This is a genomic window from Exilibacterium tricleocarpae, from assembly GCF_007004655.1.
Taxonomy (GTDB): Bacteria; Pseudomonadota; Gammaproteobacteria; order Pseudomonadales; family Cellvibrionaceae; genus Exilibacterium; species Exilibacterium tricleocarpae.
Window position 1 is genome coordinate 60,354 of record NZ_ML660107.1, and the last position, 24,223, is coordinate 84,576.

General features: G+C 54.6%; 18 protein-coding genes. 12 read left to right on the forward strand and 6 right to left on the reverse strand.

Features of this window, described 5'->3' with window-relative positions; genetic code table 11:
* The first annotated feature begins 670 nt into the window (after nt 1-670).
* Nucleotides 671-2,089 carry a hypothetical protein gene (locus FKG94_RS23990; RefSeq protein WP_142929495.1) on the forward strand — a complete coding sequence of 473 codons (1,419 nt, stop codon included), beginning with the start codon at nt 671-673 and terminating at the stop codon, nt 2,087-2,089.
* Nucleotide 2,090: 1 nt separating this feature from the next.
* Complete coding sequence (locus FKG94_RS23995; protein ID WP_142929496.1) at nt 2,091-2,372, forward strand: hypothetical protein; 282 nt, start codon at nt 2,091-2,093, stop codon at nt 2,370-2,372.
* A 204-nt stretch (nt 2,373-2,576) separates the two neighbouring features.
* Here the strand turns inward: FKG94_RS23995 and FKG94_RS24000 are convergent, their stop codons facing one another.
* On the reverse strand, nt 2,577-3,161 hold the full coding sequence (locus FKG94_RS24000; RefSeq protein ID WP_142929497.1) for a hypothetical protein: 585 nt from the start codon (nt 3,159-3,161) through the stop codon (nt 2,577-2,579).
* Nucleotides 3,162-3,863: 702 nt separating this feature from the next.
* On the opposite strand from FKG94_RS24000, the gene FKG94_RS24005 reads away from it, so the two are divergent.
* Nucleotides 3,864-5,372 carry an alpha/beta hydrolase domain-containing protein gene (locus FKG94_RS24005; protein ID WP_142929498.1) on the forward strand — a complete coding sequence of 503 codons (1,509 nt, stop codon included), beginning with the start codon at nt 3,864-3,866 and terminating at the stop codon, nt 5,370-5,372.
* Nucleotides 5,373-5,683: 311 nt separating this feature from the next.
* Nucleotides 5,684-6,856, forward strand: a complete 1,173-nt coding sequence (locus FKG94_RS24010; protein WP_142929499.1) for an acetyltransferase domain-containing protein — start codon at nt 5,684-5,686, stop codon at nt 6,854-6,856.
* Nucleotides 6,857-8,550: 1,694 nt separating this feature from the next.
* On the opposite strand, the gene FKG94_RS24015 is transcribed toward FKG94_RS24010, so the two are convergent.
* A complete protein-coding gene (locus FKG94_RS24015) occupies nt 8,551-11,067 on the reverse strand; it encodes an esterase-like activity of phytase family protein (RefSeq protein ID WP_142929500.1) in 2,517 nt (838 codons plus the stop codon).
* Nucleotides 11,068-11,323: 256 nt separating this feature from the next.
* Between FKG94_RS24015 and FKG94_RS24020 the strand changes: the two genes are divergently transcribed.
* The 3 genes from FKG94_RS24020 (at nt 11,324) to FKG94_RS24030 (ending at nt 15,037) form a co-directional block, all read left to right on the forward strand.
* Nucleotides 11,324-13,531 carry a 5'-nucleotidase C-terminal domain-containing protein gene (locus tag FKG94_RS24020; RefSeq protein ID WP_142929501.1) on the forward strand — a complete coding sequence of 736 codons (2,208 nt, stop codon included), beginning with the start codon at nt 11,324-11,326 and terminating at the stop codon, nt 13,529-13,531.
* Between the two features lie 117 nt (nt 13,532-13,648).
* The gene (locus FKG94_RS24025; RefSeq protein ID WP_246125379.1) at nt 13,649-14,464 is read left to right on the forward strand and encodes an AraC family transcriptional regulator; all 816 of its coding nucleotides are present in this window, start codon (nt 13,649-13,651) and stop codon (nt 14,462-14,464) included.
* A gap of 102 nt (nt 14,465-14,566) precedes the next feature.
* A complete protein-coding gene (locus FKG94_RS24030) occupies nt 14,567-15,037 on the forward strand; it encodes a DUF3291 domain-containing protein (protein WP_142929503.1) in 471 nt (156 codons plus the stop codon).
* A gap of 469 nt (nt 15,038-15,506) precedes the next feature.
* On the opposite strand, the gene FKG94_RS24035 is transcribed toward FKG94_RS24030, so the two are convergent.
* Complete coding sequence (locus FKG94_RS24035; RefSeq protein ID WP_218943625.1) at nt 15,507-16,241, reverse strand: ABC transporter permease; 735 nt, start codon at nt 16,239-16,241, stop codon at nt 15,507-15,509.
* 134 nt (nt 16,242-16,375) lie between these two features.
* Between FKG94_RS24035 and FKG94_RS24040 the strand changes: the two genes are divergently transcribed.
* Both FKG94_RS24040 and FKG94_RS24045 read left to right on the forward strand, forming a co-directional pair.
* Complete coding sequence (locus FKG94_RS24040) at nt 16,376-17,707, forward strand: DUF1800 domain-containing protein (RefSeq protein ID WP_142929504.1); 1,332 nt, start codon at nt 16,376-16,378, stop codon at nt 17,705-17,707.
* Between the two features lie 2 nt (nt 17,708-17,709).
* Nucleotides 17,710-18,900 carry a DUF1501 domain-containing protein gene (locus FKG94_RS24045; protein ID WP_218943626.1) on the forward strand — a complete coding sequence of 397 codons (1,191 nt, stop codon included), beginning with the start codon at nt 17,710-17,712 and terminating at the stop codon, nt 18,898-18,900.
* 175 nt (nt 18,901-19,075) lie between these two features.
* Here FKG94_RS24045 and FKG94_RS24050 read toward each other — a convergent pair whose 3' ends face one another.
* Nucleotides 19,076-20,290 carry a winged helix-turn-helix domain-containing protein gene (locus tag FKG94_RS24050; RefSeq protein ID WP_142929505.1) on the reverse strand — a complete coding sequence of 405 codons (1,215 nt, stop codon included), beginning with the start codon at nt 20,288-20,290 and terminating at the stop codon, nt 19,076-19,078.
* Between the two features lie 83 nt (nt 20,291-20,373).
* A complete protein-coding gene (locus FKG94_RS24055) occupies nt 20,374-21,246 on the reverse strand; it encodes a LysR family transcriptional regulator (RefSeq protein ID WP_142929506.1) in 873 nt (290 codons plus the stop codon).
* A gap of 317 nt (nt 21,247-21,563) precedes the next feature.
* Here FKG94_RS24055 and FKG94_RS24060 point away from each other — a divergent pair, with 317 nt between their 5' ends.
* The 3 genes from FKG94_RS24060 to FKG94_RS24070 are packed head-to-tail and all read left to right on the forward strand — an operon-like array spanning nt 21,564 to nt 23,366.
* On the forward strand, nt 21,564-21,842 hold the full coding sequence (locus FKG94_RS24060) for a hypothetical protein (RefSeq protein WP_218943628.1): 279 nt from the start codon (nt 21,564-21,566) through the stop codon (nt 21,840-21,842).
* 31 nt (nt 21,843-21,873) lie between these two features.
* Nucleotides 21,874-22,497: a 2-hydroxychromene-2-carboxylate isomerase gene (locus FKG94_RS24065; RefSeq protein ID WP_142929507.1), complete on the forward strand. Its 624-nt coding sequence runs from the start codon at nt 21,874-21,876 to the stop codon at nt 22,495-22,497.
* Nucleotides 22,497-23,366 carry an NAD(P)-dependent oxidoreductase gene (locus FKG94_RS24070; protein WP_218943629.1) on the forward strand — a complete coding sequence of 290 codons (870 nt, stop codon included), beginning with the start codon at nt 22,497-22,499 and terminating at the stop codon, nt 23,364-23,366. Before FKG94_RS24065 ends, FKG94_RS24070 begins: the two co-directional genes overlap by 1 nt.
* Before the next feature lie 245 nt (nt 23,367-23,611).
* On the opposite strand, the gene FKG94_RS24075 is transcribed toward FKG94_RS24070, so the two are convergent.
* Nucleotides 23,612-24,079 (reverse strand): GNAT family N-acetyltransferase, encoded by a 468-nt coding sequence (locus tag FKG94_RS24075; protein ID WP_142929508.1) that lies wholly within the window; start codon nt 24,077-24,079, stop codon nt 23,612-23,614.
* Nucleotides 24,080-24,223: the final 144 nt, after the last annotated feature.

Consider the following 24,223-nt stretch of genomic DNA (forward strand, 5'->3'; position numbering starts at 1 on the left):
GCACTGCGAGACTTTTACACCCTGGTGTGTAATGACTTGGTTATAACAATTCATGCAAATCATTTGGATACTTTACGCAGTGATAAAACACGCCCACAAAGCCTCAAGCAACTGCAATGAGAATACAGACCTATAGTCTACCGCGTTAGGGTACAAAGGCTCACCTATGGAGACGCTAAGAACGAGCTGTCCGCCCGGCAGTAAAAAATTCAATCCAGTAATAGACAACCCACTTAGCCGAAACCCGGTAAATCTGAGACGGAGCGGCAGTCAAAACCGTCTCGCTCAAAAAGTAAGCGCCATACTTTCATTACTGCAGCTCCAGAGCGCGATTCAAACTGTTGACTCACACCATCACTTATATTTAAGCTGGGTTTTTCTGCCTGAAGTGACCCTCTAAGCCCTTCATTAACGGGCCAGAACACCATCCTATATGATTGGCAAAAGCGTCAAAAATAGGGTATAAGCAGATCGCTAGAAGCCATTCAAATCCGAACAGTGGTTCCACCTGTTTTTCAGATAGCTGTAAGACTCAAAAATCATACAGAGTGAAAAGTTGTAGTCTCCAGGTAGGTACATCTAGACAGTCAGTCTGTCAAAAACCTGCTGTTAACGTTTAGTAGAGTAATACAACAATATCGCCACTTGTGATCAGCAAAAGGAGCGTAAATTGAAAACTGGAATCACACTACTCACCGCTCTCTTGCTGTGTGCTGTCAAAACGTTTGCCAGTGGGTTTGACAACAACACAATGGTGAAAATAGGAGATTACAATAACAACGGACTAAAAGATTTTTATATTAGACAACAACCAAAAATAATTATTCTGCATGGTGAAATTGCCACTCCCATCATACTACCCACCGCAGTGAAAGACTTTGTCTTGGCGAACAATGGCAACGGCACCTTTACCATTATCGGAGATCTTTCAAATCAAGACAAACAAGCCATAAAGGATTGGCCGCTCTCTTCTGTAGATGTGTTTATAGGTGACTTTAATGTAGATGGCAGTTTTGATTTAAATCTTAGAAACATCTCCACAGATATCGCTGGAGCAATGGATCAGATTATCTACGCAGGCCCAACTAACAATTCGGCACCGATTGGCATTCGGGCGCTAGATACTGAGTTCCAAAATTATTTTAGTCAAGTCTACGAATGGATACTCGACGAAAATTACTTTGAAAATACCGCTATCGAAAATGGTTGGTACGACTACCAGGGCCAACTAAGAACCGGCTGGTGGGGAATTGAATATATTAGCTTTTACTATATATATGGTGACGGCAAACCTTTTTTGGATGACAATGATGACCCAAAAGATCCCGGTAACAGACCGGCATACTGTGAAGATTTCTCAGATTTCTGTCGCTACAATTTAGATCGCGAGATTTGGCAAGTATACGGCACATACCTTTATAATATCAGGGTTATTTTTGATTATAGTCATTTTAACCAAGACGCAAGAAACACCACCACAGTGCTTGGGAGGTTGCTGCAAAGCGACGAAGACCAAGCTAATACTGCGGATGTAGGACAACTTGAAACCACTGCCGAAACGATTTTACAAACCACTATAGAATTGCCTACGCCTGGTGAGGTTGTTGAAATACCAACAGCCATTCCTATTCCTGGCGATTCCGACCGCCCTGATAGATTCAGACGTCCCAAACTTGGGTGGTTGGGTTATTATCTATTTTTGTTGGATCTGGCGGAGTGGGCTAACAAGCGTGCAGCAGAAAACCGCATGGTCTATCATTATACTAATGCAGTAGGTCGACAAAAAATTATTGACTCGGGTGAGATTATAAACCTTAACACTCCAATTGGAGGAGATGTGTATTTTACGTACCTTGCTTATCCCAATAGTGAGGTCGCAATGGAGCTCTTAGCCTTGTGCGGTGCACCTAGAGTTGGTTTTTTTGCTGTTAAGCAAGCGAACATTCCCGACTTAAGTTTATTTACACGTGTCACGCCATTTGATTGTGAAGATGGCACTCACCCTAACGGTGGCGGCTGGGAGGCTACAGCAGCATCACCCGTTAATGCACGTCCTATTCGTTTTATACCGATTGCCGAAAGATTTTAATATGGGAAAATGTAAATTCTTGGTACTTGTCGACTATCAACACGGTGGCTGCGGGTTTATTGTTTATGCAAAGTCCCGGGACGAACTGGAGAAAGCGCTGAAAATACATAGCCCTGATCGAGGCATCATGCTCATCGATAACAATATTGATGAGCATCCATTGGTTAAATACCTTGGTAAAAATATCGATGTGTATGATTTGGACAAACCATCTGGCTTATTGCAAATTTGTATTACACAATCACAGCGCTACTTTTCCGATAGCAAAATAGTTATACCATAGTCCTGACAGGCAGCATGTTTACTTTTCTAAGATACTGAGAGATAAAAGCGGTGTTTAACGCTATCATGAAAAGGAGTCGTGGTGCTTGCTTTTGATCAGTCGGGTCTGTGAGTTTGACTGCCGAGAGTAGAGATGGTGAGGAAAAACGCAATTAAGGGAGGAAAGCGTTGTTCGTCACCGCCTAAAAAGCAAGCATTACGCCCCCTAAAAAAGCGACCACCCTGTACCGGCTTTCGAATCGATCTCCCGCCGGCGGGCATGACCGAGTTCGCGTCCCACCCGTTTTTTGCCAGCCCTGGCAAGTGAATACAAATCACCCTGCTTGAAACGCTCTGCCAACATAAAAAAACCATAGGCATGGGCGACATTGCGGATACCTTCCGGCCCCTGCTCATAGATATAGGCCAGCGCCAAAAGCGGGTAGTATTCATCCTCCTGCATCGCCCTGAGACAGTGCTTCTCCGCCCGCTTGAAGTTCTGCGCGGCGTGCATCAGCCAAAACTCACAAACCCGCAGGTGGCTGGGTTCGATAAAGTCTTTGGCCGACATAAAATAATGTCGCGCCTGTTGCACATCGGCAGCGGTTCGATCGGCATTGTAAAAAAGCCGGCGGGCCAGTGTCAGGGCAGACTCGGGATCATCTCTAATGCTGTCGGCCGACGGTTGCAATTCTCCCTCGACAGGCACTTCGTCGCTGTCGGCCATACTCGGTGCAATCCACACCATAAGCGCTATCGCGATCGCCTGGATAATAGTTGACGCAATCGTTTTCTTGTTATTCTCGACCATTTTATTGCTGCTCGTATCGGTTTATTCTGTTTGTTAAAGAGACGCTTTGTTAAAGAGGCGCTATTGAAACAACTGGAGTTAACAAGAGACAGAAAACCCACAGTATCGACAAAGTTCAAAAGGTTTGGACTTATGACTCTATCGTAACGATTCTAGCGTCCGAACTTTTTTTTCACTATGCAGTAAACGCGATTTTTCCAAGGCATTTTTCTGTAGGACGGCTACTGGATTTTAGCGTTATCGCAATCGCAAATAAGACAGTGGCAGAGCGATCGCCAGCCGACAGCATGCAGTTTGCTGCGTACCGGAGACAACATAGAACGCTCAACAAAGTGTTACGTTTTCTCAAAAGACCCGCACTAATCATCGTATGCTTTAGACATAACTTTTTGATCTGCCCAACCTCGATGCGCTGGGGTTACCATGGACGTTGAACAAACCCGGTGGCAGGGTCAAATTGATGGGTTGAACCAACCCTTCGACAATGAACCGGGTTGGCCGGAGCCCACCGCAGAACCCGTCCCGGCACTGACAATGGCACGTATTCACCGCGATAGTTACAGGGATTTTGGTATCATCCCCTAAACCTCAGTCCAGACGCGGACAGTGAACCAGTCGCCTCGCATCGACGTAACATCTGACCAGCGACTCAATAGCAATCGGACCCGCTTGCGGTAAGGGTACCGGCTTGGGGCTTCAATAATGAAAACAACGCCAGCAACCGTGCGGCCGCTGTTTCTCGCCATGGTACTCCTGATCGGCGCCATGAATTCGATCACCAGCCTTGCAGATCCGCACGACAGCGTCCGGGTCGAGGCACCGATGGCGGCACAGGGCGATATATTCTCCCCCGGCGTGAGAGGGGTACCGGCGACCTATGTGGAAGAAGAGTTTCTGTTGTCCGGCAGCGCCACCCTGTTTACCTACCGCAACAACCCGCCACTGGGTCCCACCGATCTGGTGCCGCAACAGGCAGCCGTGCCCTTTAAAACCCGCGCTATTGTCCGCCGGCCGACACAGCCCCGGCATTTCAACGGCGCCGTTGTCATCGAGTGGTGGAACTCGACCGCGGGCTTCGACACCGCCCCGGTCTGGGACGCCTCCGCCGACTACTTCACCGGTCGCGGTTTTATTTACGTCGGTATTACCAACAGCACCACGGCCATCGATTTTCTGGCCGGCGGCTGCCGCCTGCTGGGTGTGGCGCCACCGGCCTGCGGTACCCGCTACCAAACGCTGTCGCTGCCCGAGAACGGCCTCGCCTATGAGATGGTCAGCCAGATCACCAACCTGCTGAAAAGCCGTGCGGCGGAAAATCCCATTCCCCGCCGCTATACCGTGCGACGCACCTACCACGCCGGGCAGAGCCAGCAGGGCGGATCGGTGGTGACCTATGCCAGCGCCTTTCATATACCGGCCACCGACGGTTATTTTATCCAGGCGGCGGTAAACCCGCGGCCCATCAACTTCGGTATCAATTGCAACGCGCCCGGCGCACCACCTTTCCCCGCCTGTACCCCGGGACTGCAGGGTGCCGATGCCCTGGTGCGCACCGACCTGCCGGTGCCGGTGGTGCAGGCCATTACCGAAACCGACGTGGCGGTGTTGTTCGGCACCAGCGGTCGTCAACCCGACACGCCCACCTACCGTTACTACGAAATGGCGGGGGTGGCGCACCTGACCGCACACAAAAATATCGAGTTGTTGCCGGCGGGCCTGTTGGGACCCGATCCCGTATTTATCGAGGACCTGTGCGCCCGACCTATGAATACCACCGCGGACGGTCCGGTGCTCGGTTCCTATCTACTCAACGCCATGTGGAACAATCTGGAGAACCAGGTGCGCCGCGGACTGCCGCCGCCATCCGGTAAGCTGCTGGACACCCTGGATGAACGCACCATCAACAGAGACACGTTCGGCAACGCCCGCGGCGGCCTGCGCCTGCCCAACCTGGATGTTCCCGTAGCCGGCTATCTGCCCACTAACGCGGTGGCACCGAATCTACCGTCGCCGCTGCAAAACTCGGCACGTCTGGCCTGCACGCTGGCCGGCAGTTTCACACCCTTTGACGAAACGCTGCTGGCGCAGCTCTACCCAAGCCGCCGGCAATTCGCCAAACCCTTCTTCCTGAACACTCTGTCACTGCTGTATCGCCGCTTCCTGCTGCCGGAGGATGCCATCGCACTGCTGCAGGACAACCTTGAGCCCTGACTTATGGAATCTCAGCACATATCCTGTCAGGTCTGTGCAGCGGACCTGTCGGACCTCTGCGGCTGACCCGTCGAACCTCCGCATTGGCGCGACTTTTGCGCCAAACTATGACACAGTCCATAATTGGCGCCACGCTGTAGCGCCAAGCGACCGTGCAACCGTTACATTAACGGCGAACAACGACAGCACAGGTCCGCCGCAAACCCAATAATGTCGCTCGAAACAACATAACCATTCACCGGGAAAGAAAACGTTCGACGTGGCTTCCCTGTCATGCTGACAAACTGAGACAGAAAGGAATGCAACTTTAGATGACAAACCAAGGAGAAAAAACCGCGCTGAGGTTTGCATCCATCGACTGGTTACGCGGGTTTGTGATGATACTCATGGCGCTGGACCACGTCAGGGATTATTTCACTCATACCACCACCGACCCCATGAGCGATCCCAATACCGGCGCCTCGCTATTTGCCACCCGCTGGATCACCCATTTATGCGCACCGGCCTTCGTGTTGCTGTCGGGTATTTCCATCGGCCTGATGGCCAACCGTATGCCTGCGGCGCAACTTAGCGGTTTTCTGCTGACCCGTGGAATCTGGCTGATCTTTCTGGAAATGACGGTGGTGACCTTCGCCTGGGAATTCAATCTGATCAACGATCCCGCCGGTATTATCTTGCAGGTCATCTGGGCCCTGGGGGTGGCCATGATCGCCATGGCGATGCTGATTCACCTGCCGCGCCTGGCGGTGCTGGTCATCGGCCTGCTGGTGATCGTTGCCGGCCCGCAACTCGATACCGTGTTTCCCCCCGCGACCATTCCGGCAACCGATCCGCTGTGGATGGCGCTGCACCGGCAGATATTCTGGCAGCTCGGGGATGCGGTGGTAATCGTCGCCTATCCGGTTTTGAGCTGGGTCGGGGTGATGGCCTGCGGCTATGTGCTGGCAGATATTTTCACCTGGCCGGTCAAGCACCGCCAGCGGTTCCTGATCTACATGGGCTGCGGGCTGCTGATGATCTTTACCGTTTTCCGCGGCCTCAATATCTACGGCGACCCCAACCCCTGGCAGGTGCAGGCGGACTTCGGTCAAACCCTGATGAATTTCCTCAACGTCAGTAAATACCCGGCGTCGATGCTGTTTCTGTCGGTAACCCTGGGGATCAACTTGATGTTGCTGGGCTTTATCGAGACCCGGCGCTCCCCCCTGCACAACGCCGTTGTCACCATTGGGCGGGTGCCGCTGTTCTACTATGTGCTGCATATCTACCTGATTCATATGCTGGCCCTGATAACCGGTGTCGCCACGGGCGGGCAGGTGAGTGATTGGCTGGTAAGCTCGTTCAATAAACCCGCGGGGTTCGGCTACGACCTGTGGGTGACTTACCTGGTCTGGGTTGCCGTAGTGGTCATGCTGTACCCGGCGTGCAAATGGTTTGCCGCCGTCAAGGCGCGCCGGCGGGACTGGTGGCTGTCGTATCTTTAGATTATCCAAACCAACCCACCCGATCGGGTGATTGTTTTTATTCTGCTATTTATCAATATTTGTCGTTGACTATCGAAGAAAACCTTTCTCGCTTTATGTTATGGCATAGAGAGGACATTTTTCTGGTATTGGGAAAACCTCTGTCGAAGGCGGTTTGCATTTCAGCCTTTTAAAAACCACTAAGTATTGCTTCTTTGATATGGCAGGCTCCAGGCATGCACAGGCGCCTGGATTGTGCAATCAGTGCCAGGTCTGGGGAGCTGTCGGCGACCACAACTGTATTGACACGTCCAAAACCTGCTTCAGCTTTGGTGACGATGAGTGGACGTAGCAAGCCTCACTGGCGCAACTCTATCTGCAACAAACCGGCGGCACCCTCATGCAACCGGCCGCTGTGCAATCAACGCCGGTTCATTCAATGCTAAATCCTTGAGCGTGGAAACAATCAATAACTCGAGACAATGGCGCCTACCGGTACATCGGCACACCTTTGCCAGGTAGACACAACTCCCGCGGCAGGACACCATAAAATATCCGATCGGCAGCAGTGCACACGCCTGTTTTTCGAGTCAATGTAACCGGCGATACTGCAAAGGGATCGTCAGCCAGGTTGCACGCAGTTACCAGAGTCTTCTCCGGGTTCTGTCACCCCACTTTGTAAATCATGGAACTAACAAACTTCTCTAAACACCTTACTAAAAAAGATTTTAAACAAACTGTAGAGGAAGATGCATGGACCCGTATAGACCAACATCAGGTTATTACCCCCCATCCAGCAGCAGAACCAGAGCCGGCCACGACAATCGCAGCAGTGGTCCATCACGCTCACAACGTAACCGCCGTCCCAGTTCTCCGGGTTCAGCAAGACCGGAACTGTTAAGGCGTCTATCGTCCCGCACTCAAGCCCCATCCTACCCGACGACAAGCGTCAACCCTTACTATGCTCAAGGGACAGCAACCTCCAGTTACAGAGTAGATCGAGAGATGTTATTTGATAACATGGGGGACCCCAGCACCCAGACTGACTATTACCACGGCACCAGCAGTAGCAGTGCGCAAGATATTATAGAACATGGTTTCGATCCCAGCCGCGCGCAACCGGGCTTGGGCGCCGCTGCTGGTAGCACCTATTTCCAGGAGACGGCACGTGGACGTAGCCATTTCACAACATCTAAACCAGACGCAAAGAATAATGCCCTCACCGTTGCTAACTTCAGGGGCGAAGCACCAGCAACTCTAAAAGTCTCTTACAATGACCAACAAGCAGAGTTTATGAGGATGAGGCGAGACCAGTATATGCCTGACGACTTTTCATGGAGGACGGACAAAAGACTGCCTAAGTCCCATGTCATGACGGCATCGCCGGGTGGAACACCGCCGAGAGATGCACCTCCCCTTTTATCAGCAGGGGGATACGATAGCGATTCCAGTGATGAAGAGTTTGTCGACGCCCAGGGGAGGCCCTTCCGCAGGAGATAAGTGCATATTGGCCTGCATAGACCAATTTCAGCTTATTGCCCCCATACACAGTAGCAGCCAAACAACCTGGCCGCGGCGGTCGCCCACACGGCAACCGCCGTTCCAGCGCCAGAGACCACTCGAATCGGAGAGAAGGGACAACAAACCTGAGTAAAAAAACCTCGAAAGGCGCCACTGCGCCGCTTTCGAGGTAATGACTATCCGGAGGGTTGTACTTAATTCAGAATGTCGCCCAGATTAATCAACTGGGTTTCACCGCTGTTGTCATCGACACCGTCGTTGTCGTTGACGATCAGGACATCACCGTTTGCCAGCACCGCCGAGCCTTCAATTTTCTCGGCAACCAGGCCGCCGGCAGCAGTCAGGTCGTCCATCAGATCATCGACCAGGGTTTTGCTGACCGTGCTGCCGTCGGCCAGGTCCGTTACATCAAAACGGTAAAGCCTTTTTATGGCGGCATCGGGCCCGCCCTGGTTGTCCCGCTCAATGACCAGGAATTGCCCGTCGCCCAGCGACGTCAGATCGGACAGGCCCACCCAACCGCCGTTTTGCGAGGCCGCCGGCTCCAGCGGGTAAAACAGAAAACGCCAGGTCTCGGCAGTCACATCGTAGATGCCGATACGCGGATTGGCTTCACCGTTCCAGGCACGCTGGAAAGCGACATAGGCACTGCCGTTGTATTCGGCAATACCTTCGAAACCGAAACGCAATTGCACTTGGTTTAATGCGTCGGGCAGCGTCACCACCTCCTCAATCACACCGGTGCGGTCCGTTTTAATAATGAAATTCAAACTGTTGACCGGGCGACCGGCATCGCCGACCGTGCCGGCACCCTCAGAGGCAATCCAAAAGCCGCCGTCGCTGGCAACAGCAATACCCTCGGGATCGAGGTTGACGGTGCCGTCGGCATTGATCAGCGCGTCCAGGTCCGCCTCGTCGAACACGTCAATGCGGGCGGCATCGTCGGCGGCGACGGTGGGATCATCCAGGTCGGCGGCGGCAATACCGGCAAGCACATCATTGGCATCGGTGATAACGGTTTGCGCCGCCAGGCGCGCGGGCCTCCAGTTCAGGTCCAGGGTAAAGATGCGACTGCGCTGGTAGAAACTGTCCTGTACGGTGTAGACAATATTGTCGTCAGTGGCACTCGCCGCCAACCCGGACAGCGCACCCCAGGGTATCGGCGTCTGGTCGGCCCGGTCGACCGAGGCAATGGTGGGATAAGCCGGAACCGCATCGGTATAGGCATAGATATTCAGTACAGAGCGCAGCTTCTTGTCAACGCGGTCATCCTCTTCGCTGGCAGCTACCAGCAGATTGCGCGCCGGGATGGTTTTTACACCCTCGGGGGCGGCGGCGGCCGGCAGAACCTGCTTGAAAACCGGGTTGGCGGGGTCGGCAATATCGTAGACAAAAATCAAACTCGACCGCTCCGACGCGACAAACAGGTAGTGGTCGCTGCCGTAGGCGCCGAAGTCCACATTTTCCGGCTCGTTGCCCTTGTTGCCGGAACGCCCGTCCGGATAGTGCCCAAAGCGCACGGTGTAATGGTCGAGACTGTTGCCGGACTCGTGCACCACATCGCCATCGGTATTGAACACTGTAAACCCGCGGCTGCCGCCGTCGAGATCACCCTCGTCAGCGGTGGCAAACAGCACATTGGAAAGCCAGGTAACACCATCGGGTTCGCGGGGAACCGCATCCAGCGCTTCACTCAGGGAAATCAGCGCCGGGTCTTCCTCAGTGGCGTCGATAGCGGTCAGGTCCACGGTACCGGCACTGAAGTCGTTGACAATACTGCCATCGGCCATATCCACCAGTACGATGTGGTTATTCTCCTGCAGCGTTACCACGGCGATATTGGCGCTGTTGATATCGACGTATTCCGGCTCCGGGTCACCGGCAAACAGATCGGCGATACCGGTCAGAGAAACGGTGGCGGTGGTCCAGTCCGCCGGCGCGCCGGCGAGCGAGACACGCACCAGACTACCGGCCGGCAACTGCGGCGGTGCGCCGTCGCCGAGGTCTTCGTCGCGTTCGTTTTCGATCACCACGGCGGCATAGGCGCCGTCCGGACTGACGGCAATGGCGTCGGGCTGGCCGCCCAGGGCAATCGTCTCGACAATCGTGCGAGTGGCAATATCGACCACCGCCAGTTCGCCGGACACATTGACAAAGTCCGGCGATGTATTGACCGCCGCCAAGGCGTAGTCACCGACTACCGCCACTGACGTGGGCTCCCCGCCCAGCGCCAGTAAACCCATACCCTGCGGACTGGCCGGATCGGTGATATCGACAAAGCCCAACTGCCCTTCCGGGCTGTCGGTGTAAATCAAGGTCAGGCCATCGGTGCTGGCGGCGACGATTTCCGCCGCGGTTTCAGTATCCGTATTACAGTTGGCGTCGAGTTGCCGGCACACGGGGAAAGAGGCGATACGGTTGAAGAATTTTTCCGCACCGGCTGCGCAAACGTAAGACGTTTCGGTCACCTCGTCGGTATCGAGACGACCGTCACCATCGTTATCCACACCCGAGTCGATACGCACACCCCCGTAGAAGCATTGCGCGCTACCGGTAGCCAGATTGGTTTGCACCACCAGACTCGCCGGCCCATCGGCGCCATCCTGACCGTCTTGCCCGTTGCTGCCGTCGCGACCGTCATCGCCGTCACATGCGCTCAGTAACAGTGACGCTGCAATGGCCACCGCCATCCCTTGTTTCCTAAACTGCATCGATCTACCTCCCCACAAACACTCTATATGTTTAAAAACATGACAAACCAATCATGTTCGTGCCTATAGGTGACAGCCGTGTGACCGAGCCATGTCAGATTTATGAACGAATGATTAAGCTAAAGCGGTGACAGTGAGTTTTTGTCGCACGAATCTATTCATATTTCTGTCACGGCATTTTCATAACGCCTTCATACAACACCTTCATAACTTGGCCATTTTTTATCGATGGCAAAATACAGTAGAGGAGATTTACATGAACAAGTGGAAACTAGCGGCGCTGGCGGCCTCCACCAGCCTGGTCCTGGCAGGCTGCGACCTCGATGGCGACGATGGCGACGACGGTTTCAGCAGTCTGGTCAATCAGACTGCGGTAGCCGCCGGCGATAACAATTGTCCCTTCGGCGGCGTGCGTATCGACTCGGGCGTGGACACCGACCGCAGCGGCACCCTTGAAGCCGCGGAAATTACCGAAACAGAATTCGTCTGCACCACGGGCTCATTCGAACTGCAACTGCTGCACTTCGCCGACGTTGACGGCGGCCGCGGTATTATCAATAACGCCACACGCTTCTCCGCGATTGTCGATAAGTTTCGCGACCAGTACGACAACACACTGTTGCTGAGTTCCGGCGACAACTGGATTCCGGGCCCCGAATACAATGTCGCCAGCGACGCCGCGCTCGCCGACGTACTGGGTGTGACCGGCACCGGGCGCGCGCATGTCGCCTATTTAAACGCTTTAGGGGTCCAGGCTGCCGCGCTCGGTAACCACGAGTTCGACCTGGGTACCGAAGCAGTCGCCGGTGTGCTGGCCGCTGAAACCAACGATGGCCAACTCTGGCCCGGCACACAGTTTCCTTACCTTTCGGCCAACCTAGACTTTTCTACCGACCCCGAGCTTGCGGGTCTGATAGGCACCGATGGCGCCGCCAATACAGCACTTGCCAATCAACTGGCGGCGAGCACCGTTATCCATGTAAACGGCCAGCGTATCGGTGTCGTGGGCGCGACCACACCGACCCTCGACAATATCTCCTCGCCCGGCGATATCACCATTGCGCCGGCCGACGCCGGCGATATCGAGGCGCTCGCAGCGCAAATCCAGGCCGATGTCGACGCGCTGACGGCGCGGGGCATCGATAAGATTATTCTGCTGGCCCATATGCAGCAGCTCACTGTAGAGCTAGTGCTGGCGACCTTGTTACGCGATGTCGACATCATTGTCGCCGGCGGTTCCAATACCATTCTCGCCGATGGCAACGATCGGCTGCGCGACGGCGACACCGCCGCCGCAGAGTATCCGGTGCAATTGGCGAGCGCCGCCGGAGAGCCAGTGCTGGTGGTGAACACCGACGGCGACTACACCTACCTGGGGCGCCTGGTGGTTAACTTCGACACCCGCGGTGTGCTGATCACCAGTCTGCTCGACGACAGCGTCAATGGCGCCTACGCCACCGACGAGATGGGCCTGGTGGAAAACGGGTTGGCAATCAGTGACGCCATCGATGAGGTAGCGGCCATCTCCGACGCTCTCAACGGCGCCCTGGCGAGTCGGGCCGGCAACGTGTTGGGCCTGACCTCGGTTTACCTCAACGGCGAGCGCGGTTCGGTGCGCACCGAGGAAACCAATCTCGGCAACCTGAGCGCCCAGGCCAATCTCGAATACGCCCAGGACACTGACAGCAGCGCGGCGATTTCGATTAAAAACGGCGGCGGCATTCGCGCGCCCATCGGGTTTTGCAGCATCCCGCCCGGTGCCACCGGCGAGGATGCGCTGGAGTGCAACCCACCCGCCGGCATACCGGGCATTAACAATCCGGGTGAAATCTCCCAGCTCGATCTCGAGATTGCGCTGAGCTTTAACAACTCCCTCAGCCTGGTGACATTGACCGGCGCCCAGCTCAAGGAGATTCTCGAGCACGGCGTCGCGGCCACGGCCGCCGGCGCCACACCCGGGCAGTTTCCGCAGGTAGCGGGCATCCGCTTCAGTTTCGATCCGAGCCGGACCGCGCAAACCGTGGACGACTCGGTCAGGCCGCCCGTCGTGGCAAGCGCCGGCTCGCGCATTCGCAATCTGGTGGTGCTTGACGATAACGGTGCCGACGCCGGTGGCAGTGAAGTGGTAGTCGTGCAGGACGGCGTGCTCAATCCCGCCGCCGCGGCGCAGACCTTCCGCGTGGTGACACTCGGCTTTATCGCCGGCGGCGGCGACAGATATCCGTTCCCCGCCGATGCCGGCGCCAATGTGGTGGACCTCAGGCAATCGGGCGTGCAAACCGGCTTTGCCACCTTTGCCGACGACGGCACCGAGCAGGATGCACTGGCGGAATACCTGAACGCTAACTTCCCGGCCGATGCCGACGCCGGTACCCCCGCTTACGATGAGGCCGACACCGAGGCAGAGGACGACCGCATTATTCAAAACCTGTCGGTGGTAGCCGCCGACACCGTCTTGGATTGATCTGTCCAGGCGCCTTTAGCCAGACCCCGCCGGGCGGCGGGGTCACTGACGGCTTGGGTTTGATTGCCCCGGTGAGGTAAGCTTAACAGCACCCGAGGCAACCGGACCCAGCCAGTGATGATCAACAAAGTCTACCGTCCCTCGCAACTTCCCTACCTGGAAGGTCGCTACGCACTGGACAGCAACAACTGCTATCGACGTCACAGTCACCCGACATTCTCGCTGGGTGTTGTCGAGCAGGGACGGGGGCGTCACTACCAGGAACACCGCACCCAGCCGATCGGACCGGGGGCGGTAGTTGCCATCAACGCCGATGTCGTCCACAACTGCAACCCCTACGCGAACCAGAACTGGGGCTACCATATGCTCTATATCGAGTGCGACTGGCTGGCGGCGCTGGCGCGGGATATCGGCGCCGCCCATGGCAGCCACCCCTCGAGTGCGCCAATGTGGCAACCGGTGGCCTACGATGCGGACCTCTACCGTGATATTGTTGCGCTCAATTACCAGTTGAGCAGCGGCGCCGACGCGCTGGATACCCAAACCCGATTGGTAGACCTGTTAGGTCGATTGCTTCACAACCAAAACCATCGCCGCGGCCGCCCCGAGCCGCCGGCAAGCCATCCCGCCATAATGCGGGCCCGCGACTACCTGCACGACAACACCCATCGCAGTGTCACCCTGGAGGAACTGGCAGGCATTGCCCAGCTCAGTCCCTACCATCTGATCCGCCGGTTCAAGCGGGAGATCGGTTTGCCGCCCCACGCCTACCAGGTCAATGTAAGGGTCAATAGAGCCAAGCAATTGCTGCGGGAGAAGATGTCAATCGCGGAGGTGGCCGCCGCCACCGGCTTCAGCGACCAAGCCCACCTGCAGCGCAATTTTAAGAGCCACACCGCGATGACACCTGCCCAGTATCGCAACGCTCATTGAAGTCCGCACCGATCCGCCAGACTGCTACGCCCACTACACTAAGCGGCTGCAAACGCAATTTTATTCAATACGCCGGTGGCCGGCCGCCGCTATACTAGGCTCATGAATACAGCACAAAATCATTATCATCTCGCCCAAATCAACGTCGGGCAGCTACTGGCACCGCAAGATGACCCCCGGCTAGCCGAATTCGTCGACAACCTGGATCGCATCAACGCGCTGGCTGAACGGTCACCCGGTTTTATCTGGCGCCTGCAGGATGACAGTGGCAACGCCCTGTCTTACCAGGCGTTCGATGATCCCGAGCTGCTTTCCAACCTGAGCGTGTGGGCTGACGTGCAGTCGCTGCGCAGCTTTGTCTATCACACGCAGCACAAAGCGTTTGTTATGCGTCGCAAAGAGTGGTTCCACTTGCTGGGTAAACCGTATCTGGCACTGTGGTGGATTCCGGCGGGCCATATCCCCACACTGCAGGAAGGCGTGGAAAGATTGAAACTGCTGCGCGAAGCCGGCGCCACACCAAAGGCGTTTAATTTTTCGAAAATATTCTCGCCTGAAGAAGAAATGAGTTAATCAGTGCACAAAAAAGTGTATGAAATTCGACTTCGCCAGAGGGTCCCGACAAAAACATTAACCCTGTTCAAGGCACAATTCTGATTCGTAGGTTTCCGATAGTCTTTTTTTAACTTGCACTATTGGTCGGTTACTCCGGAGAGGGAGAAGCACGCTATCCCGGCCGGTTCACGCCGGGGGTAACTGTGTCAGACCTCTCGATAGCGGTACATCTGCGGCCTGGAGCTGCTTGCCACAACCCCAGTTGAGGGACGCCTGCAACTTAGCAACTTAAGCCCATGTCGTCGGGTTTATACAACGCAGCAAATTTTATTAAGTTGCTAAGTTGCAGGCGTCCCTCGAGGCGCACACTGAAGTCCCGTGTCAGCGGTAGAGTGTAGTAGCAAGCAGTGTCCGACGGCAAAGGTCTTTGTTTCGGAAAGCTGAAAATACCCCGTGCCGAGTGGCGCTGAGCATCCAACAGCAAAACTCAACCACTGGCCTCACCGGCTTTCTCAATTTCATTACCCCGCCCCAACCACCAGAGATACAAAGCAGCCCCGATACCGGCGCTGCCAAGCAGCATACACATCACCATTATCTGGTAGCGCACGGCGATCAGCGGCGATACGCCGCTCAGTATCTGCCCGGTCATCATGCCCGGCAGCGATACCAGTCCTACGGCCAGCAGACTGTTGATCTGCGGCAGCATGGCAGAGTTAAACGCCTGCCGGCGCGCCCCGATATAGACCTCGCCGCGGTCGATTTCAGCACTGAAACGCTCGGCGGCCAGGCTCACCGCGTTCATACCGCTGGCATACACCATTCCCGCCAGCGGAATCAAGGTGCTGGGTAAATGCCAGTCCGCAGTGCCGAGCACCAACCCCATAACCAACGCCAGGTTGAGACTGCCACCACCGCCGATACCCAACAGCGCCGCCTGCCAGTGGCGTTTGCCGCGTTCGGACACAGGGCGCAGTGCTATGGCCGTCGATACCGTAATCATCAACAGCAATACCGCCAGTGACAGGGGCCTGGCATCCTGCGCAAACACATACTGCAAGGCGTAACCCACCAGTAGCAGTTGCAATACCATGCGCGCACTGGCCACAGCCACCTGGCCGGCGCCGCCGAGCCAGCGGGCGTAGATCATCGCCACCACCACCACCGGAATCAGCGCAAAACTCAAGTCAAACAGCGTCAAAGTCTGCAGCGAAGAGCCCATCGGGTTCACCGTCTTTCCACCAAATCGACGGGCACAATGGCGCCCGGGCAGAGCCCTGTCAACCATCGGCGCAGCCGTGCGTTAGGATAGTGAAAGCCACCTTAGCAATCTCTGCGAGCGGGGACCCTCGCCTTATGACATATCTGGCCACTATCGCCGCCAACCGCTTTGGTCTGGGCGCCCGGCCCGGGGAAATAGCCGCCGCTCAAACCGACCCCCGGGGCTGGCTGCTGCGACAAATCGGCAAACCGCCACTCGATCCTAACCAGCCGGGCGCAGCCGCCGCGCTGGCACAACTGGCGCTGTTTCGGCAGGCTAAACAGGCGATAAAAAAAGACGGTAACAAACCCGATACCCCCCCGCGTCGCCCCCTGGCCCGGTCCTTCGCGGCGCAGGTGGGCAACACACTGGAAAGCGCTATCGGCAGCGGTGACAGCCTGGCCTGGCGCCTGCGGGAATTTTTCTCGAATCACTTTAGTGTCAGCAGCCGCGGTGCGGCGCTGCTGGCCCTGGCGCCCACCCTGGAACACGAAGCGATCGCCCCACATGTGTTCGGCAAATTCGAGGACATGCTACTGGCCGTCAGCAGTCACCCGGCGATGCTGGTTTACCTCAACAACGAACGCTCCTTCGGCCCGGATTCGATGATCGGCCGGCGCAACAGGCAACGCGGTCTCAACGAAAACCTGGCCCGGGAAATCCTGGAGTTACACACCCTCGGGGTGAACGGCGGCTACGACCAGCAGGATGTGATCGAACTGGCCCTGGCCATTAGCGGCTGGAGTATTACCCGCCCCCGGGAACCAGAGCCCAGGGGCTTCGTCTTTCGCACCCAGGGCCATCAACCGGGCGCCAGGAGAGTATTGGGCAAGACCTATGCTGAAGCCGGCCTGGCGCAGGGAAAAGCCGTTCTCACGGACCTCGCCCGCCACCCTGCCACCGCCCGTTTTCTGTCGCGTAAACTGGCGCAACACTTTGTCAGCGACAAACCGGCACCGGCGCTGGTCGAACAGATGACGCGGCGCTGGCAGGCCAGCGGCGGCGATCTGGGCGCCGTCATCACCGAACTGATCAACCACCCGGCCGCCTGGGAACCCGAGCCGCAAAAATTCAAGACACCGCGGGAATTCCTTATCTCCGCCTGCCGCGCCACCGGTGCCGCCGGCTGGCAGGCCCGGGAATTGATCGGCGCGCTGGAGCTGCTGGGTCAACGCCCGTTCAATGCCGGCTCACCGGCCGGCTACGGCGACAGCGAGAGCGCCTGGGACGGCGCCGATGCACTGTTGGCACGCATCGACTGGGCGGCCCGCTTCAGCGGTCGCCTGGGGCTGGATGCTGAGCGACTGGCACACAACAGCCTGGGCGCGGCACTGACCCCGGCCACCCGCACCGCCATCGAGCGCGCCGAGAGCCGCACCCAGGGTATCGCCCTGCTGTTGATGAGTCCGGAATTTCAAAGGAGATAAGTGTGAAAAACATCGCCGATTATCCGTCACTGAAAAGGCGCGGCTTCGTGAAACTGGCCGGTAGCGGGCTGGCGCTGTGGCAGTTGCCGGCACTGGGCCTGGCGGCAACCAAAGCGCCGGCCCCGAGGCCGAAAATTGTCTGGCTGTTGTTGCGCGGCGGGCTGGACTCGCTGCACGCAGTGGTGCCGGCATTCGACGCCGGGCTGATGCAGCAGCGCCGCAGCCTGGCAGAGCCCTTGGTCGATAAGTTACTGCCGCTCGAACGCGGTTTCGGTCTGCACCCGGATCTGAAATTCCTGCACGGCCTGTATGTAAAACGCCAACTGGCCCCGGTGGTAGCGGTGGCGACACCCTATCGCTCCCGCTCGCATTTTGAAGGCCAGGATGTGTTGGAAAGCGGGCTCGCCCCGGCTGATCACGACAGCGGCTGGCTCGCCCGCGCCCTGTCGGCCTATCGCGGTGAGGGTCTGGCTATTGCCCGCTCGCTGCCGATCGCGCTGCGCGGAGAAGCGGCGGCAAGCACCTGGTACCCCGACCACCTGCCGGGCGCCGATAGCGACCTCTACGCCCGCCTACTCAAGCTGTATGAAAACGACGTGCGCCTGCACCAACGCCTGCAGGAGGCGCTGGAGACCCGCGCCAAGGTCGGCGATCTCGCCGGCAGACGGCGACCGCGCTTGCAACACCTCGCCAAAGCCTGCGCCACCCTGTTGGCCGCCCCCGGCGGCCCCGACTGCGCCATGCTCGAGATGGGCGGTTGGGACACTCACAACAACCAGCCCGGACGCCTCAGCCAGCAGTTCGGGCAGCTCGATGCCGGGTTACAAATCCTGTGTGAACACCTGGGCCAAACCTGGCAGCAGACCCTGGTGGTGATCGCCACCGAATTCGGCCGCACCGTAAAAAACAACGGCACCCGCGGCACCGACCACGGCACGGCTTCGGCCCTGCTATTGGCCGGCGGGGCGCTGCGCGGCGGCCGGGTACTGGGGGAGTGGCCGGGACTGGGAGAGAAGGATCTTTACGAGGGACGCGACCTGATGCCCACCTCAGATATGCGCGCCTGGACCGCCGCCTTGTTGCAACAACACTGGCAGATTCCACAGACGCAACTGGCAGCGGTCTTCCCCGGAGCCAAGCCGGTGGGCCTGACTCTGACGGAGGGTGTGTTGAAGCCGAAGGTAAAAGTTTAATAGCATGGTATTAATGGGTTTATCGGCTATATCTGTGCAAGTTTTCCCAAGCAAATGGCTTGAAAGGACAAGTAGTGAAAAAACCCCGCACATTGGCTTAGCCGGATTTCCACTGAAGCAAAAACAACTGGCAGCCGCTAAGATCAAAGGTCCTGGTTGCCTCAACACCTTGGTATCACCCTAAAGACCTCAGCGCACTGCACAAATGTTGGGTTAGATATTTTGGATGGACGTTAGTCACAGACACTGTATCACATTGTTGAAAATGACAGAACTGTGTGACGGCGTTTATAAATGCAGTAGTAACTGCGTCCTCATCAAAACTGTGTTGTTCAAAATATAATGATTTGATCTCTAACTGACGACTTTTTCGATGGGCCTTACAATCCATTCGCCCAATAAACTCATCACGATAAAGTAGTGGCAGGCAAAAGTAACCATACCGGCGTTTAGCTGCGGGCACATAACATTCTATCTGATAATCGTAGTGAAACAGCGCTTTGAGCCGTTCGCGCTGGATGACGCTGTTGTCAAATGGCGAAAGAATCAACATCCGGCTGTTCAACCGGGGAAAAGGTCGTTCAAGCGCACCCGTTTGCAATACAAATACTTCGCCGTTGCTCACTCGCACTTGTTCTAAATCTCGCTGCACCAACCTCTCGTTTACCAGGGCTTTAACCGCTTTGCGCAGCTCAGCATTGCGGCGTCGATAGGTCAAGCCTTTGAGTGAAACAAGCCCATGGCAGCGCAACTGTTGGTCTACAATATACGCCGCAAATTCTTCCACGCTGGGCGGTTGTGAATTTATATGGGATGGTAACACCCGCTCGGTTAGATCATACGTTTTTTGGAAACCTTCGCGATCGCTAACCATTAAATCGCCTTCCATATACAACTGTTCGAGTGCCTTTTTGGCAGGCTTCCAGTTCCACCAGCCAGCACGTTTTGCGCCACTAGTTTCTATATCCCGGGATCGTATTGGGCCATCAGAGCGTATGCGGGCCAATAGTTCACGCATAAGCTTCTTATCAGGGGTTCTGTACCAATGGGTTTGGCCGCTTTTAATGGCGTGTTTGTAGGGTAAGGAAAAGCGAAAATCTGCGCTGGGTAGAAAAGCCGCCGCGTGTGCCCAATACTCAAAAATATCTCCATCGAGCAACATCTGATTTGTCATGGCTGGTTCGAACTTAGGCACTCTGGAGTGAAAAACATGATGGTGCGCTCGCTCCACCACCGATATGGTGTCGATTTGCACATAGCCTATATGGTTAATCGCTTTACGTGCGCCCGGCAAACCACGTCCATAGGGCTGGGTCTGCAGCAGACCTTGTGCAGCCAAGGCCAAGCGGCGTAAACGCGCCAGCTCTTTTGGATGTTTAATTTCAATCATGACCATATCTGCCTGATGCTTTGCCCGTCGGAAAATTGTGCGCGGAAAGTTGGCTCGATCCAAATAAGGAAGTTAACGGTTGGTCATTCTCCCCGAAGTTGTTCACTGGCGACTGACTTTACTATTCGGGAAAGATCGCAAGCCGCGGGGGTTAGCGCTGAATGTTCGATTTGAGCGACAAACATCTTTGGCAAACTTGGTAGATCGACGATTTCATTCAGCTTAAGAAATGGTTTTGGCGTTTGATACTCTGTTCTCACAGTCACTCCCAGGCCAGCCGAAATGGCTGCCCAGATACCCGCTAAACTCGGTGTTGTGAGTGCGAAACGCCACAACCGATCAGCTTTTTCAAGTGCCTCTATCGTATGTTTACGAAATTCGCATGGAAAGTTAAAAGCCACTATTGGAACAGGTGCGCCATCTTTTACCAGATCCGGGTCGGCAGGACCTGCCCAAACCATATCCATCTCAGCGATAAGATCGCCACAATCATTGTTGTACTCCGGTGTAAACAGTAGCGCAATATCCAACTGCGCTAATCTGACTTCTTCCGCCAGTGCATAGTTTCGGCCAATATGTGCTTCAACATGGACATTGGGATGTTCTTGCACAAACAGTTGCAGAACACGCGGTAGAATTTGATCTGCAAAATCCTGCGGCATTCCCAGCCGCACAGTGGCTGCATAAGCACTGGCCCCGAGAGAAGCGACCGCCTCATCATTGAGAGCAATCATGCGCTCGGCATAAGTCAATAGCTTTTGACCTGCTTCTGTCGGCACCAGCCTGCTGCCATTGCGTACAAATAATGGGACGCCGGCCTGCTCCTCCAGCTTTTTTAATTGCATACTGATCGCCGACTGCGACCGACCAAGATGTCGAGCTGCGCGGGCAAAGCTTCCATATTTTGCTCCGGCAACCACGGTCCGCAAGGCGTTCAAGTCAAAGGTCGTATTCATACTTCAACAAATCGAAAGTAAAACTTCAATACTATTCATTATGCACAACAACCCCTTTTTGATAAAGTGGAATTATAGGCGGCAAGGCATTTAAATTAGTTCACTACCGTTGTAGCCAAGCGGGTATTTGTCGATCTGGCAATCCGCGCTCATCAAAAATGGCGGCGAGGAGATACAGGGCACACTTTTGCAAAGCCGGGTATTGAGAACACGGATACTAAATCCCGATGAGGAAAATTCTGAAAACACTGGGGGCCCTAAAGTCCCCAAGCTAGTACGTGCGTGCCGGCAAAGCGCGACACAAAAATGGGGACAGAATGACAACACTGACAAACACAGCAAAGGATAGCGCTTTGTTCACGCCTGTTCTGGTAGCAGTATGCATCATTATACTGGTTAGTTTCGCAGTTCGTTCTTCATTCGGCCTTTTTCAGAGTCCAATAGAAGAAGAATTTAGCTGGTTGAGGGCCGATTTTTCCTTCGCTATTGCCATTCAAAATCTCTTTTGGGGAATTGGTCAACCTCTTTTCGGTGCACAGGCAGAAAAGTTCGGTGATCGCAAAGTCATTATCGCTGATACGCGGTTTAGTATATAGTATTTCCAAACTATACAGGACGACCAGTAAGATGGCCCGATTGGAATTTTGGTATGACCTCGCTTCAAACTACTCCTATCTATCGGCAATGCGTATTGATCAGTTGGCGGCAACCGCAAAAGTAGATATCGAATGGAGGCCTTTTCTGCTGGGCCCGGTGTTTAAAGAACAAGGTTGGAATACCTCCCCTTTTAATATCTATCCGGCGAAGGGGGCGTATATGAAGCGCGATATGCAACGTATCGCCGTACAGCGTGGCCTTCGTTTTCAGTTACCAGAGCCTTTCCCTGCCCGGAGTTTGCTTGCAACACGTTTAGCCCTCTTAGAAGAAGCCGATGATTGGACACGAAATTTCTGCAAATCGGTCTTCATTGCCGAATTTGCACTGGGGGAAGATATTTCAAATCCGGATATTTTAAGCAATATTCTGGTAAAACTTGGCGTAGAGACAGCAGAGGCACTTGCCACAGCACAAAGCCCGGCCTTAAAGAAAAGATTAAGGGAACATACCGCCGAGGCGATAAAAAAGGGGGTTTTTGGAGCGCCCAGTTTTATTACAGAAGATGGTGAGCTGTTTTGGGGAGACGATCGGCTGGAGCAGGCCCTGGCCTGGCAAAGCAATCAATCAACTTATTCACTAAAGGAAAAAGAGTAGTGAAAGAACACATTGGCTTTATAGGGCTTGGGAGCATGGGAGAACCCATGGCCACAAACTTAGTGAAAGCGGGGTGCAAGCTTACAGTTTGGAACCGAAGTATTGAAAAATCCGAAAATTTGGCGAAATACGGGGCAAGCGTTGCTCGAGATTCAGATGAAGTGTTCAGCTCTTGCTCAATCATACTCATGATGCTGGCCAACGATCGAGTAATCGACACCATTCTCCACCGCCCTTCAGAGCGTTTTAAACGCCTGGTAAAAAATAAAGTTATAGTCCATATGGGAACCACTTTGCCCAACTATTCCGCAGACCTTGCCAGGGATATCAAAAACGCCGCAGGACATTATCTGGAAGCCCCCGTTTCTGGCTCTCGGCTTCCAGCAGAACAGGGGAAGCTTGTTGCAATGATCGCAGGAGAAAAAAGCCTTCGTATAAAGCTTACCTCGTTGTTGGCTCCAATAACTGCCTCTATTGTTGAATGTGGCGCCGTCCCAAAAGCAATGCAAACAAAGCTGGCTGTAAATACTTATTTAATTGGACTGGTGACATCGCTCACTGAAGCGGTCAACTTCGCAAAACATGCGGGCATCGATATGGATATTTTTAAACAGGTTCTTTGCTCGGGCCCTATGGCTAACGATGTCATGCGGGTTAAGCTTGCAAAGCTATTAACGAAAGACTACCACACCCAGGCCTCAATATCGGATGTCCTGTACAACAATCAACTAATAACAAAATCCGCCAGGCTTATGGGTGCCATCACACCGCTGGCCGACACCAGTGAACTATTGTATAAGCAAGTTGCAATGAACGGATACGGAAGTGATGATATGATAGCAGTCGTTGAAGCTTTTAATAAACAATAAATTGATAGCTAAAGCGAAATATTTCAACACCTGTCCCTGCAGCCAAGATTTATCGCCGATTACGAATGCCTTCACTCCATGACTTAATAGCAAATGAAGCCCGATAATAACGGTGGTGAATATCTAACTTGCAAGTGAATATAGACCTTTTCATGTTATTTGAACCTCGATCTTATTACATAACAGCCCAGTGGGAGGGAAAGAACAGAAGCAAAGCGGGGTTTTACTTCTCCCTGGTTGGCTTTTTATACATTATTAGCAAGATCTAACGACATGAAGACACTATGTGGATCTTCCTTATAATCTGAAAAAGGGGCACAGTACCTGAACCCAAAGCTTTCATAGAGTTTACGAGCCGGATTAAAGAAAGGCATCGAACCAGTCTCCAAGCTTAACCTGCCATAACCCATTAATGTCGCCTCATTCAATATATGCTTTAACAACTTTGAGGCATATCCCCGCCCTCTATGTTTAGTCGACACACGCATGGATTTAATTTCAGCGTGTGTACCGTCCAACCCTTTAAGCGCGCTACAACCAATTAATACGCCTTTTTCCCACGCAGACCAAAATGTGACGCTGGGCTCCTTCAGCCCTTCCAGATCGAGGGCGTGTTTGCTCTCAGGCGGTGACACCGACTTCATATCCTCTATATGCTCATTGAGGAATTCCTCAATTCTGGGATCTGATAAATCGTCTATTTTTATTTCCATCTACATTACCATCCCGAGTATTTTTGATCCATAACACGACGCATACTGGCCGGGGTAAATAGCGCTTGCGGTGGTTCAGTAAATTTTCTGGCGTTTGTACATAGAGCACTACTGAAACAACAGCAATACTCTAAATTGTCTAAG